The 13,350-nt window shown below is 60.7% G+C and carries 14 protein-coding genes and 1 pseudogene; 12 read left to right on the plus strand and 3 right to left on the minus strand.

Features of this window, described 5'->3' with window-relative positions; all coding sequences use genetic code 11:
- Positions 1 to 326: 326 nt before the first annotated feature.
- Entirely contained in the window at positions 327 to 623 is a 297-nt protein-coding gene (locus JKL46_RS32350) for a recombinase family protein (RefSeq protein ID WP_154660905.1), read from the minus strand.
- A 466-nt stretch (positions 624 to 1,089) separates the two neighbouring features.
- Between JKL46_RS32350 and nifH the strand changes: the two genes are divergently transcribed.
- From nifH to JKL46_RS32405, 11 genes are all read left to right on the plus strand, one after another.
- The gene (gene nifH, locus JKL46_RS32355) at positions 1,090 to 1,983 is read left to right on the plus strand and encodes a nitrogenase iron protein (RefSeq protein WP_009762339.1); all 894 of its coding nucleotides are present in this window, start codon (positions 1,090 to 1,092) and stop codon (positions 1,981 to 1,983) included.
- 103 nt (positions 1,984 to 2,086) lie between these two features.
- Positions 2,087 to 3,589 (plus strand): nitrogenase molybdenum-iron protein alpha chain, encoded by a 1,503-nt coding sequence (nifD, locus tag JKL46_RS32360; protein ID WP_009762338.1) that lies wholly within the window; start codon positions 2,087 to 2,089, stop codon positions 3,587 to 3,589.
- Positions 3,590 to 3,713: 124 nt separating this feature from the next.
- Positions 3,714 to 5,255: a nitrogenase molybdenum-iron protein subunit beta gene (gene nifK / locus JKL46_RS32365; protein ID WP_009762337.1), complete on the plus strand. Its 1,542-nt coding sequence runs from the start codon at positions 3,714 to 3,716 to the stop codon at positions 5,253 to 5,255.
- A 61-nt stretch (positions 5,256 to 5,316) separates the two neighbouring features.
- Positions 5,317 to 6,807, plus strand: a complete 1,491-nt coding sequence (gene nifE, locus JKL46_RS32370; protein WP_201842372.1) for a nitrogenase iron-molybdenum cofactor biosynthesis protein NifE — start codon at positions 5,317 to 5,319, stop codon at positions 6,805 to 6,807.
- Positions 6,808 to 6,816: 9 nt separating this feature from the next.
- Positions 6,817 to 8,199, plus strand: a complete 1,383-nt coding sequence (gene nifN / locus JKL46_RS32375; protein WP_201842374.1) for a nitrogenase iron-molybdenum cofactor biosynthesis protein NifN — start codon at positions 6,817 to 6,819, stop codon at positions 8,197 to 8,199.
- A complete protein-coding gene (gene nifX / locus JKL46_RS32380) occupies positions 8,165 to 8,656 on the plus strand; it encodes a nitrogen fixation protein NifX (RefSeq protein WP_201842376.1) in 492 nt (163 codons plus the stop codon). The genes nifN and nifX overlap by 35 nt, the downstream gene beginning before the upstream one ends.
- A gap of 17 nt (positions 8,657 to 8,673) precedes the next feature.
- A complete protein-coding gene (locus JKL46_RS32385; protein ID WP_201842378.1) occupies positions 8,674 to 9,153 on the plus strand; it encodes a NifX-associated nitrogen fixation protein in 480 nt (159 codons plus the stop codon).
- Between the two features lie 27 nt (positions 9,154 to 9,180).
- A complete protein-coding gene (locus JKL46_RS32390; protein ID WP_201842380.1) occupies positions 9,181 to 9,384 on the plus strand; it encodes a CCE_0567 family metalloprotein in 204 nt (67 codons plus the stop codon).
- Positions 9,381 to 9,698 (plus strand): ferredoxin III, nif-specific, encoded by a 318-nt coding sequence (fdxB, locus tag JKL46_RS32395; protein ID WP_201842382.1) that lies wholly within the window; start codon positions 9,381 to 9,383, stop codon positions 9,696 to 9,698. Before JKL46_RS32390 ends, fdxB begins: the two co-directional genes overlap by 4 nt.
- Before the next feature lie 84 nt (positions 9,699 to 9,782).
- Positions 9,783 to 9,926: an exopolysaccharide production repressor protein gene (locus JKL46_RS32400; protein WP_246529687.1), complete on the plus strand. Its 144-nt coding sequence runs from the start codon at positions 9,783 to 9,785 to the stop codon at positions 9,924 to 9,926.
- Between the two features lie 111 nt (positions 9,927 to 10,037).
- Positions 10,038 to 11,051 carry a 1-aminocyclopropane-1-carboxylate deaminase gene (locus tag JKL46_RS32405; RefSeq protein ID WP_201842387.1) on the plus strand — a complete coding sequence of 338 codons (1,014 nt, stop codon included), beginning with the start codon at positions 10,038 to 10,040 and terminating at the stop codon, positions 11,049 to 11,051.
- A gap of 64 nt (positions 11,052 to 11,115) precedes the next feature.
- On the opposite strand, the pseudogene JKL46_RS32410 reads toward JKL46_RS32405, so the two are convergent.
- Positions 11,116 to 11,241, minus strand: a pseudogene (locus tag JKL46_RS32410) (ATP-binding protein); the annotation flags it as partial.
- Between the two features lie 160 nt (positions 11,242 to 11,401).
- On the opposite strand from JKL46_RS32410, the gene JKL46_RS32415 reads away from it, so the two are divergent.
- Positions 11,402 to 12,364: an IS481 family transposase gene (locus tag JKL46_RS32415; protein ID WP_201842389.1), complete on the plus strand. Its 963-nt coding sequence runs from the start codon at positions 11,402 to 11,404 to the stop codon at positions 12,362 to 12,364.
- Positions 12,365 to 12,634: 270 nt separating this feature from the next.
- Here JKL46_RS32415 and JKL46_RS32420 read toward each other — a convergent pair whose 3' ends face one another.
- Positions 12,635 to 13,261: an amino acid kinase family protein gene (locus JKL46_RS32420; protein WP_343074172.1), complete on the minus strand. Its 627-nt coding sequence runs from the start codon at positions 13,259 to 13,261 to the stop codon at positions 12,635 to 12,637.
- Positions 13,262 to 13,350: the final 89 nt, after the last annotated feature.

Below are 13,350 nucleotides of genomic sequence, written 5' to 3' on the forward strand. Positions count from 1 at the left end.
TTATCGCCCATATTCGGATGCTGACGAGGCGGCTCGCAAGACCCTGAAATCAAACCCGTCTTTCTGAGTCAGACTCTTAGACGCCACTGCATAGTTGCGAAAGCGCCGATTGCCAATCTAACAAGATATCATTAAAGGCTGGCTAAAGTCGACGTCCGCATGCCATAACCAGCGAGTTATCCAGAATAATCTGGAATTGTCCTGGTGTTTTACTTCAAGAAAGTATGTCGAGGCTTGCCGCAACACCCAGCAGGTCGAAGCAGATTTGATTTCCTAATCCGAGCCTGTTTGAACCCGTTGCAAAGGACGCTATGCGGCCCTATGTTCTACGCCCGCTTTGCGAGTTTGGCGATTGTCGCTCGGCTGCACCTGGTAGCAGCCTGAATATTCGACCGTGATGCCCCGACCTTGAGCATCGAGATGATCCCGGCATTGCGGACAGTGTTCTCTGGGCGTCCCTTGTAGCGGCCTGCAACCTTGGCCTTTGCCTGCCCCTGGGCCTGACGGCGGCGGCGGTCCTCGTAGTCCTTGCGGGCCACGGCGGCCAGAACATCGAGCATCATACCATTGATGGCGTCGAACATGCGGGCGGTGAAGTCATCGGCCTTTGCGGTCGCCATCATCCAGTGTGAAGATCGTCAGGTCCCGATGCCGTCTGGTGGCGATCTCGCTCGTTGCGTTCTTCCGCAAACGGAAAGGCAACAGATATCCGGCATGAGGACTTCTCCACTGGGGGAGCTTGGATGTGCAAAGGCCTCCATTTCGACGCTCGTTGATCCAGCTGTTCGTACGCTGATAGATCGCCAGCCCTTATGGCTCTCCAGCGAGGTCAACGTATAGCGATCGCAGGTCACGCCATCCGACACCTTCTGTCGTGTTTGTCGGGTCTGCGACACAGGCTTGTTGAGCCCGTCACTTGTTGCGCCGCAGGCTAAGTAGCTGAAAAGCAATCGCAAAGTTCGTTCTTCGGCTCGATCGCCAAATTGGCACGAGTTTTGAAACTCCCTCGTCGCGGCGCGGCAGGAGCTGTCGACCGATATTCATGTCGTGGGTGACATCGCGATCGCTGAAACGAAGGAAGGAAGCAACATGGCAGGTCTGCGTCAGATCGCATTCTATGGGAAAGGAGGTATCGGCAAATCCACCACCTCCCAAAACACGCTCGCCGCCCTTGTCGACCTCGGGCAGAAGATCCTCATCGTCGGCTGCGACCCCAAAGCCGACTCCACCCGCCTGATCCTGAACGCGAAGGCGCAGGACACCGTCCTCCATCTCGTGGCGCAGGAAGGCTCGGTGGAAGACCTCGAACTCGAGGACGTACTCAAGGTTGGCTACCGAGGCATCAAGTGCGTGGAGTCCGGCGGCCCCGAGCCGGGCGTCGGCTGCGCCGGCCGCGGCGTCATCACCTCGATCAACTTCCTCGAGGAGAACGGCGCCTATGACGATGTCGACTATGTCTCCTATGACGTGCTCGGCGACGTGGTGTGCGGCGGCTTCGCGATGCCGATCCGCGAGAACAAGGCCCAGGAAATCTACATCGTCATGTCCGGCGAGATGATGGCGCTCTATGCCGCCAACAACATCGCCAAGGGCATCCTGAAATATGCCCATGCGGGCGGCGTGCGACTCGGCGGCCTGATCTGCAACGAGCGCCAGACCGACCGTGAGCTCGACCTCGCCGAGGCGCTGGCGGCCAAGCTCAATTCCAAGCTCATCCACTTCGTGCCGCGCGACAACATCGTCCAGCACGCCGAGCTCAGGAAGATGACAGTGATCCAGTACGCGCCGGACTCCAAGCAGGCCGGGGAATACCGCGCGCTGGCCGAGAAAATCCATGCCAATTCGGGCCAGGGCACCATTCCGACCCCGATCACCATGGAAGAGCTCGAGGACATGCTGCTCGACTTCGGCATCATGAAGACCGACGAGCAGATGCTTGCCGAGCTTCAGGCCAAGGAAGCGACGCGGGCGGCCGCCCGGTAACCGCCGCTGCCGACAGGAGGCGCCGACCTTGACCCGGCGTGCCTTTCCACGAACGGCGCCTCCTCGGCGAGGCGTCACCCGAACCTTGAAAGGGGCAGGGCCCATGAGCCTGGACCACGAGAATAACGGCGCTCTCCATGAGAAGCTTATCGAGGAAGTGCTGTCGCAATATCCAGATAAGGCGGCGAAGCGCCGCAAGAAGCACCTCAGTGTTGCCACGCGCAGGGATGAGATCGGCGAGGCGGGCAAGGTCCTGTCCGAATGCGACGTCAAATCGAACATCAAGTCCATTCCGGGCGTGATGACAATCCGCGGCTGCGCCTATGCCGGCTCCAAAGGTGTGGTGTGGGGTCCGGTCAAGGATATGGTCCACATCTCGCACGGACCAGTCGGTTGCGGTCAATATTCCTGGTCGCAGCGCCGCAACTACTACACCGGCATGACGGGCATCGACACGTTCGTGACGATGCAGTTCACCTCCGACTTCCAAGAGAAGGACATCGTTTTCGGGGGCGACAAGAAGCTGGAACAGGTCATCGACGAGGTCGAGGAACTGTTTCCGCTGAACAAGGGCATCACCGTGCAGTCCGAATGCCCGATCGGCCTGATTGGCGACGATATCGAGGCGGTGTCGCGCAAGAAGGCCAAGGAGCACGCCAAGACGATTGTGCCGGTGCGCTGCGAGGGCTTCCGCGGCGTCTCGCAATCGCTCGGCCACCACATCGCCAACGACGCGATCCGCGATTGGGTCTTCGACAAGAAGGAAGTCGAGTTCGAGCCCAGCGCATACGACGTCAACGTCATCGGCGACTACAATATCGGCGGCGACGCCTGGGCCTCGCGCATCCTGCTCGAGGAGGTGGGGCTGCGCGTGGTCGGCAACTGGTCGGGGGACGCCACGCTCGCTGAGATCGAGCGCGCGCCGAAGGCTAAGCTCAACCTCATCCACTGCTACCGGTCGATGAACTACATCTGCCGGCACATGGAGGAAAAGTACGGCATCGCCTGGATGGAATACAATTTCTTTGGCCCCTCCCAGATCGAAGCCTCTCTGCGCAAGATTGCCAAGCATTTCGGGCCGGAAATCGAGGACAAGACCGAGGCGGTCATCGCCAAGTACCGGCCCTTGGTCGATGCGGTCATCGCCAAGTACCGGCCGCGCCTCGAGGGCAAGACGGTGATGCTCTATGTCGGCGGCCTGCGTCCCCGTCACGTCATCACGGCCTACGAGAATCTCGGCATGGAGATCGTCGGCACCGGCTACGAGTTCGGCCACAACGACGACTATCAGCGCACTGGCCATTACGTGAAGAAGGGTACGCTGATCTATGACGACGTGACCGGTTACGAGTTGGAGAAGTTCATTGAGGGGATCCGCCCTGATCTCGTTGGCTCCGGCATCAAGGAGAAGTACCCGGTACAGAAGATGGGCATCCCGTTCCGTCAGATGCACTCCTGGGATTATTCCGGCCCGTATCACGGCTATGACGGGTTTGCCATCTTCGCCCGCGACATGGATCTGGCCATCAACAACCCGGTCTGGGACCTCTACGACGCCCCCTGGAAGAAAAAGGCCGTGCCGCTGGCGGCGATGGCCGCCGAATGAGACCTGGCCTCCCACGGGCAGGGAGGCCGATGAACGCCCGCAGGCTTTGATCCGCGGGAGACCTGAAACGTCTCGACATCCCTGTGCCGCCGTATGGCGCGGCCAGATGGAAGAGGTGACCACCATGCCGCAGTCGGCCGAAAAAGTTCTCGATCATGCTCCCCTGTTTCGCGAGCCGGAATACAGGCAGATGCTCGCCGCGAAGAAGCTGAATTTCGAATGTCCGCACCCGGATCAGGGCGTTGCTGATCAACGCGAGTTCACCAAGACCTGGGAATACCGCGAAAAAAACCTCGCTCGCGAAGCGCTTGTCGTAAACCCGGCCAAGGCCTGCCAGCCGCTCGGCGCGGTGTTCGCGGCAGCCGGTTTTGAGCGGACGATGTCCTTCGTCCATGGCAGCCAGGGCTGCGTGGCCTATTACCGCTCGCACCTGTCGCGCCATTTCAAGGAACCTGCGTCCGCCGTTTCCTCCTCGATGACCGAGGACGCGGCGGTGTTTGGCGGTCTGAAGAACATGGTTGACGGGCTCGCCAACACCTACACGCTCTACGACCCAAAGATGATCGCCGTCTCGACCACCTGTATGGCGGAGGTCATTGGCGACGACCTGCACGGCTTCATTGAGAACGCCAAGAACGAAGGCTCAGTCCCGCGTGACTTCGACGTGCCTTTCGCCCACACGCCGGCGTTCGTCGGCAGCCATATCGATGGCTATGACGGCATGGTGGAGGGCGTGCTGGAGCATTTTTGGGATGGCAAGGAGCGCACGGAAGCCGCTGGCACCATCAACATCATTCCGGGTTTCGACGGCTTCTGCGTCGGCAACAACCGGGAAGTGAGGCGCCTGCTCAACCTGATGGGCGTGTCCTACACCTTCATCCAGGACGCCTCTGACCAGTTCGACACGCCGTCGGACGGCGAGTTCCGCATGTATGACGGCGGCACCAAGATCGAGGACGTGAAGGCGGCGCTTAACGCCGAGGCGACACTGTCGCTACAGCATTACAACACCCGCGATACGCTGAACTATTGCGCGGAAGTCGGGCAGGCGACGGCCTCGTTCCATTACCCGCTCGGCGTCCAGGCGACCGACGAGTTCCTGATGAAGGTGTCGGCGATTTCCGGCAAGGAAATCCCCGAGGCCATCCGCCTGGAACGCGGCCGATTGATCGACGCCATGGCAGACAGCCAGTCCTGGCTGCACGGCAAGAAATACGCGATCTACGGCGATCCTGACTTCGTCTACGCCATAACCCGGTACATCATGGAGACCGGCGGCGAGCCGATCCACTGCCTCGCCACCAACGGTACGGCGGCCTGGGAAGCCGAGATGAAGGAACTGCTTGCATCCTCGCCCTTCGGCGAGGATGCCCAGGTCTGGGCGGGCAAAGACCTCTGGGCGATGCGCTCGCTGCTCTTCACCGAGCCGGTGGACCTGCTAATTGGCAACTCCTATGGCAAGTATCTGGAGCGCGACACCGGTACGCCGCTGATTCGGCTGACGTTTCCGATCTTCGACCGGCACCATCACCATCGCTTCCCGCTCATGGGCTACCAAGGCGGGCTGCGCGTCTTAACGACGATTCTCGACAAGATCTTCGACAAGCTCGATCGCGAGACGATTGAGCCGGGCGTGACGGACTATTCGTATGATCTCACCCGCTAAGAGTAGCGGCCGGCCTTCGTCGAGGCCGGCCGTCTTCCGATGACCTTTGGAGACCGGCGCCATGTCCTCGCTCAGTGCCAAAATCCAGGATGTCTTCAACGAGCCCGCCTGCGAGAAGAACCACGGCAAGGATGCCAAGGCGCGCAAAAAGGGCTGTTCGAAGCCGCTGACCCCCGGGGCGGCAGCCGGCGGCTGCGCCTTCGACGGCGCCAAGATTGTGCTGCAGCCGATCACCGACATCGCGCATCTGATCCATGCGCCGCTCGCCTGCGAGGGCAATTCCTGGGACAACCGCGGCGCGGCTTCGTCCGGGCCAACGCTGTGGCGCACAAGCTTCACGACCGACCTCAGCGAACTCGACCTGGTCATGGGGCAGAGCGAGCGGAAGCTCTTCAGAGCGATCCGCGAGATCAAGGAAGCGTATGCGCCGCCGGCGATCTTCGTCTATTCGACCTGCGTGACGGCGCTGATCGGCGACGACATCGAGGCCGTCTGCAAGCGCGCCGCGGAAAAGTTCGGCTTGCCGGTGGTGCCGATCAATGCGCCAGGCTTCGTCGGCTCCAAGAATCTTGGCAACAAGCTTGCCGGCGAGGCGTTGCTCGATCATGTCATCGGCACGGTGGAGCCCGACGATGCCGGCCCTTATGACATCAATATCCTTGGCGAATTCAACCTCTCCGGCGAGTTCTGGCTGGTGAAGCCGCTTTTGGACAAGCTCGGCATCCGGGTGCGTGCCTGCATTCCGGGCGACGCACGCTACCTCGACATTGCCTCCGCGCACTGCGCCCGGGCGGCGATGATGGTGTGCTCGACCGCGCTCATCAATCTCGCCCGCAAGATGGAGGAGCGCTGGGACATCCCGTTCTTCGAGGGTTCCTTCTACGGCATCACCGACACCTCGGAAGCACTTCGGCAGATCGCTGACCTGCTCGTGAGGAAGGGTGCCGATCCGGAGATCCTCGACCGCACCGAGGCGCTGATTGCAGAAGAGGAGGCAATTGCGTGGAAGAAGCTTGAGGCTTACCGGCCGAGGCTCGAAGGCAAGCGCGTGCTGCTCAACACCGGCGGTGTGAAGTCCTGGTCGGTCGTCCATGCGCTGATGGAAATCGGCATTGAGATCGTCGGCACCTCGGTCAAGAAATCGACGGTGGAAGACAAGGAGCGCATCAAACAGATCCTCAAGGACGAGAACCACATGTTCGAGTCGATGGCGCCGCGCGAGCTTTACGCCATGCTCTCAGAGCACAAGGCCGACATCATGCTGTCGGGCGGGCGCACGCAATTCATCGCGCTGAAGGCCAAGATCCCCTGGCTCGATATCAACCAGGAGCGTCACCATCCCTATGCCGGCTATGACGGCATGGTGGAACTCGTACGCCAGATCGACCTCGCCATTCACAACCCGATCTGGTGTCAGGTGCGGGAGCCGGCACCGTGGGATTGCCTGCCTGCCGTGGAGGAGGAGATGCTGGGAGAAGAGGGAGCAAGAGCTACCGTCGACGCCTTCAAAAAACTCGCCGGCACGACGGCCGGCGACTTCGGCGAGTGTTGAGGTAAGCCAATGGTCCGCATCCTTCCCCAGACCAAATCGGCGGCGGTCAACCCGCTGAAGTCGTCGCAGCCACTGGGCGCGGCCTTCGCCTTTCTTGGCGTCGAGGGTGCGATGCCGCTGTTTCACGGCAGCCAAGGCTGCACCAGCTTCGCGCTGGTGCTCTTCGTGCGGCACTTCAAGGAGACGATCCCGCTGCAGACAACGGCGATGGATGAGGTCGCGACGATCCTCGGTGGGGCGGACCATTTGGAGGAGGCGATCCTCAACCTCAAGACCCGCACCAATCCGAAGCTGATCGGGGTCTGCACGACGGCGCTGGTGGAAACCCGTGGTGAAGACTTCGCAAGCGATATCGCCAGTATCAGAGCGAAACGTGGCGGAGAACTCGCCGGCACGAAGGTCGTGCTGGCCAACACACCGGATTTCCACGGCGCGATCGAGGACGGCTGGGCCACGGCCGTCACAGCTATGATCGAGACCATCACGCGGTCAGGCAAACAGGCGCGAGACACAAAGAAGATCGCCATCCTGCCCGGCTGGAACCTGACCGTGGCCGATATCGAGCATCTGCGCGAGACGGTGGAGAGTTTTGGACTGCAGGCGGTGATTTTCCCGGATGTTTCCGGCGCACTCGACGGCACGGTTCCTGATCGCTGGATTCCGACCACATATGGCGGGACGACCATCGACGAGATCCGCGAGCTTGGCACGGTGGCGCACTGCATCGCCATCGGCGAGCATATGCGCCGCCCGGCTGAGGTGCTGCACCGGCTGACCGGCGTGCCTTACGTGCTGTTCCAGTCGCTGACCGGATTGAAAGGCGTCGACCGGTTCGCCTCGCTGCTGTCCGCGATTTCGGGCGCTGCGGTGCCGACCAAGCTCCGCCGTCGCCGGGCGCAACTGCAGGATGCGTTGCTCGACGGACATTTCCATTTCGGCGGCAAGAGAATTGCGATCGCCGCCGAACCAGACCAGCTCTACCAGCTTGCGACCTTCTTCATCGGCATGGGCTCCGACATCGCGGCCGCAGTCACCACGACCGATACGTCGAAAATTCTCGAGCAAGTGCCGACAGAATCGGTCCAGGTTGGCGATCTCGGCGATCTGGAAGGTCTTGCCGCCGGCGCTGATCTTCTCGTCACCCATTCACACGGACGCCAAGCGGCGGAGCGCCTCGGCATTCCCCTCATGCGCATTGGCTTCCCGATCTTTGACCGGCTCGGCAGTCAGCACAAGCTCACAATCCTCTATCAGGGGACGCGCGACCTGATCTTCGAGGTCGCCAACATCTTCCAGGCCAACCAGCGCGCGCCGACGCCTGAGACTCTTGATCCATTCCGCAACCGAGACATGCCAGATGGCCTCCGTTCGTCGCTTCTCGCTCGTCGCTGACGTGGCTCACGCACCGATGCCGGAACGACAAGCCGGCGCAATGCGCGTGGCGATCGCCACACAAGACATAAAAGGCTGCAACGCCCATTTTGGGTCGGCCAAGCGCTTTGCCGTCTACGACGTGACGCCCGACGCGTGGAATTTCGTGGAAGCCGTAGCCTTCGATGACGTTTCCGACGAGAGTGGGAAGCATCGGACCGAGGGCGACGACCGCATCACCCGGAAGGTGGAGGCGCTGAAGGGCTGCCATCTTTTGTTTTGCCTGGCTATCGGCGGGCCTTCGGCAGCCAGGCTTGTTTCGGCAAAAGTCCAACCGGTCAAAGTGCCTCAGCCTCAATCCATCGAAGACGTCCTGTCGCGCACCAAGACAATGCTCAGGACGGCTCCTCCGCCCTGGCTGCGCAAGGTGCTGGCGGAAGCAGGCGTCCCCGAAAAGAAACCGTCCTTCGAGGACTGAAATGAGGAGAACGCGAGATGTCTGATGCCGCAGTTAGCCCTGCTGTCAACGAGGACGAAACGGCCCTTGCCACCCCTTTTGTCAAATGCCTCGTGCGGCTCATCCGCGCTCAGGATTCCTATGGGTCATGGGAAGGCCAATCGGATGCCGAGCTGCTGGCCGACTTCATCGTCACCAAGGAGCAGCGCCGTGCGATCCCAATCATTGGCGATCCCGATCCGGACGTGTTGTGGCGGCTCGACCTTTTTTACACCGCCGTCGGGCTTGCGATCGAGGAGCGCTCCAGCCTGATGGCATCGCCGATGATGGAGATGAGCCATGAGGGCTTCGGGTGCGTGCTTCTCACGACCGGGCGGTTGGTCGTTCTGTCGAAGACCCTACGTGACGTCCACCGGTTCGGCTTCGAGACGCTTTGGAAACTCGCTGCGGCCGGTACGAAACTGGTCGACGATGCGATCACCGTCATCGAAGCCTATCCCGACGTGGCGCGGGCGTGATGAAACCGGTTTTCGAGGAAGGGGATCATGCCGGACGTTGAAGAGCTGCAGAAGAAGGTCCGCAAGCTGCAGTCGCGCGCGGGAACTGCGAAGATGGAACTACACGATTTTGCCGAGGACCTCCCGGTCAGCTGGGCCGAGATCAAGGCGGTCGCCGAGAAAACGTTCAACGCTTTTTCCGAGTTGGACGCTGCCAAGAGGGAGCTCGCTGCGCTGGAGAGTTCACGATGACGGGCCCTTTCGTCACCCGCGACGGCTCCCAGTGGATGCCGGACTATCTGACCGCGATCGATGGCATGACCTGCATCGGTTGCGGCCGCTGCTTTAAGGTCTGCTCGCGCGAGGTCATGCACCTTTACGGCATCGATGACACGGGTGAAATCCTCGGCGTCTGCGACGGCGAGGACGACGACTTCGATGGCCAGCTCAATCGTATGATCATGGTCATCGACCATCCCGGCCGCTGCATTGGCTGCGGAGCCTGCGCCCGTGTCTGCCCGAAGAACTGCCAGACCCATGTTGCGGCCGACACGGTGCCTGCATGATCTGACGCACAAACCAGCGAGAACGGCGTGCCCTTCAGGATCTTTGATCACGTCCTGCAGCTGGCCCTGTACACCAACACTCTGATGGTCTGCTTCGTCCCGCATGCCATTCGCACAGTAATCGTCACAACGGTGGCCTGTGCGCTGCTTCTTCAGGTAGGCTATTTCGGAAGCGTGCTCCTTCTGACCAGGCTGCTTTGTCTGCAAAGGAGGATCTGGAAATCATGACGGGGCTCTTCTGGGACATCGGAGAACGCAGCTGACCTCACGTCAAACACGCCTCTTACCATGACTTGCGGATTGCTAATTTCAGTTCAGTCGCCTGCCGCTGGAGAGAACATGCTGGAAAAGTTCAAACGCCACCCGCTCACCTTTGGACCCACGCCCATCGAGAAGCTCGACCGCCTCGGCCAGCATCTCGGGGGAAAGGTGGAAATCTACGCCAAACGCGAGGACTGCAACTCCGGTCTCGCGTTCGGCGGCAACAAGCTCCGCAAGCTCGAATACATCATCCCCGCCGCGATCGCATCAAGGGCCGATACGCTTGTCTCCATCGGCGGCGTGCAGTCCAACCACACGCGGATGATCGCCGCGGTCGCGGCCAAGATCGGTATGAAATGCCTCCTGGTCCAGGAGAGCTGGGTCCCACATGAGGATGCCGTCTACGACCGAGTCGGCAACATTCTCTTGAGCCGCATCATGGGAGCAGAGGTACGCCTAGTCGAGGAGGGCTTCGATATCGGCATCCGCCGCAGTTGGAAACAGGCGTTCGACGAGGTCAAGGCAAGGGGCGGCAGACCCTATGCGATCCCAGCCGGGGCCTCCGTCCACAAATATGGCGGTCTCGGCTACGTCGGGTTCGCGGAGGAGGTGCGCGCCCAGGAGAAGCAGCTTGGATTGGCCTTCGACTTTATCGTGGTTTGTACGGTCACGGGCTCGACACACGCCGGCATGGTCGTCGGATTCGCCAAGGATGGGCGACAGCGCAAAGTGGTCGGGATCGATGCCTCCGCCACCCCCGCCCAAACCAAGGCGCAGGTGCTAGACATTGCCCAGCATACTGCGAAGCTCGTCGACCTTGGCATGGAAATCGTCGAGGATGACGTGGTGTTGCTCGAGGAGTACGCGTACCCGCGTTACGGTATTCCGTCCGAGGAAACGAAGGAGGCCATCCGCCTGTGTGCGCGGCTCGAGGGGATAATTACTGATCCCGTCTATGAGGGTAAATCGATGCAAGGGCTGATCGACCTTGTCCAGAAAGGGTTCTTTCCAGAGGGATCGAGGGTCCTCTATGCGCATCTCGGCGGCGCGCCGGCGATCAACGGTTACAGCTATACGTTTCGCAACGGCTGACGCTCGACAGCTGTCAAGCGACACCCAGATTTACGAGATAAGGCGACATCAGGTTTACGACCGCTCAGGCGTGCGCCCGCTGGAGAGCCTCCTCGAGTTCCCGCAGGCGATAGCTGCGTCCTTTGATGTTGAGAACATGCACCCGGCGCAGCAGGCGATCGAGGATGGCTGTGGCCAGCACCTCGTCGCCGGCGAGCAGTTCGGTGTGAGGTCCGACGACATCGTTTCAAATTTTCCGATCGTCAAATCCACCTCTGAGATGCGATGCTGATCCTGTTGCTGCTGTGGACCTGTGGGCAGCGCGGGAGCGCTGTCCATCAAGATCCACAGCCGAGGGGCTGGGAAAAGCGATGGATCTGACCAAGGCGCGCCTCGCGTGGGTCGAGCTTTATGCCAAAACCGGAGATGCTGGCCTGGTTTGCCGCCGCTGCGGCATTTCCCGGCCTACTCTACGCAAGTGGTGGCGCCGCTATCAGGCTGATGGAGAGGCTGGCCTCGTGGACCACAGCCGCCGCCCACATCGTCTGGCTGCCCAGAAGGTCTTTGCCGACCAGGAAGCGCTCATCCTGTCCCTGCGGCGGGAGCGGCGGCTCGGGGTCAAGCAACTGCGCAATGAGCTGATCCGCCAGCACGCTCTGACGCTGTCGCTCGACACCATCCATCGGGCGCTCGTCCGTCATGGCGAGCAGGTGCTGAAGCGGCCGCGCCGGTGGCGCAAGGGAACACGACGCTACAGCCGCCCGATCCCTGGGGACCGCGTCCAGATGGATTTCTGCAAGATCAGGCCCGGCGTCTACCAGTACACCGCGATCGACGATTGCAGCCGCTATAAGGTGCTCGGCGTCTACAGCCGTGCCACGGGTGCCAACACCCTCGACTTTCTAGAGCGAGTCATCGAGGAGATGCCGTTCCCGATCCAGCGCATCCAAACCGATCGCGGGCGCGAGTTCTTCGCCGAGGCGGTTCAGCAGCGCCTGATGGACTGGGCCATCAAGTTTCGGCCGATCCCGCCCAGATCTCCCCATCTGAACGGCAAGGTCGAACGGACGCAGCGGACGGATCGGGAGGAGTTCTGGGACACGGTTGATCCCAGAAATCCGGAGATCGAGGCGAAGCTGTCGGAGTGGCAGCATCACTGGAACTGGCATCGACCCCATACCGCCTTGGGCGGTCAGTCGCCCATCGACCGCATCTGTGAACTCCTCGATCAGACGCCGCTGGGTGAAGCCGTTGAGGCAAGCTACGACGTCAGTCGGGAGCGCATCAGGATCGCCGATCACCGGCTCGATCCCGCATTGGCTCAACTGAAATGATGTGCCCAGACCCTACAACGACATCAACGATGGCCGAACCCGTGCCTTTACTCTGGCTGGCATCGAGATGCTCCGCGAGATCATCAAGGATCAGATCGGCCAGACCAACTCCAAGCTGTCCGGCGCCTCATCCTTCACCCTGCGGCCCTCACCGCATGCTTACCGTCGATCTTGTCGTGATCGATCTCCATGCGCCCACCTTACCACGCCATGACCGGAGATTCCGCGGTCCTCAGCGGATGCGTATGGCGAACCAGCATCAGCGGAAGATTATTTGTTATACGTTCCAGACGCGAGCTGACGCTCCTCAGGGTGGAGATCTGCATGCAGCTTTTGCGCGCAAGAAACAGCAGATGATAAATCGCAGAATTCGTTGACCCTGGTAACATCGCTTGTTATTTCACTCACCAATATACACTTGCTAATATGTAACGACTTGATCTGGCGCTCCGCCAAGATGCCAAGAGCAACGTCCGCATCTTGGCTCAAGTAAATTGGACCTCCCACGCCCTGACCCGAATCTACCCACGTGATGTCGAGTTCCTCTAGCACGCGTAGTGCTGCTAGCCATTCGGAACGATCATTGAAGTCCAACCTCGTCGCCGACCGATCGACGATAACTGTGGCAACATCTCCTGTAGCGGCTACATGCGTTCCGACCACTTCCTGCGGTCGCAACGATTTACAGGCAATCACTATGCCGCGGCTAGAGGCGTACTCAAGCGCCCCATAGTGAAGCACTTTGGCTCCATGGCGCGCCATACGGCTGACGCATGTATGAGAAATCTCAGGGACCAATCTGGCTCCCTTTACCAGATGCGGGTCCGCCGTGTAGATGCCGCACACGTCCGAGTAAATTTCACAAGAACCGCACCCAACGATATCAGCAGCTATCACAGCGGTTAAATCGTACGCATCCGAGCTGGGCCGCCTTGTGGGACTGGGGCATTTGGAAGAGCACTGGCTCGATCGACGTCGATATGGAC

The organism is Microvirga zambiensis WSM3693, from assembly GCF_016735695.1.
GTDB classification, from domain to species: Bacteria; Pseudomonadota; Alphaproteobacteria; order Rhizobiales; family Beijerinckiaceae; genus Microvirga; species Microvirga zambiensis.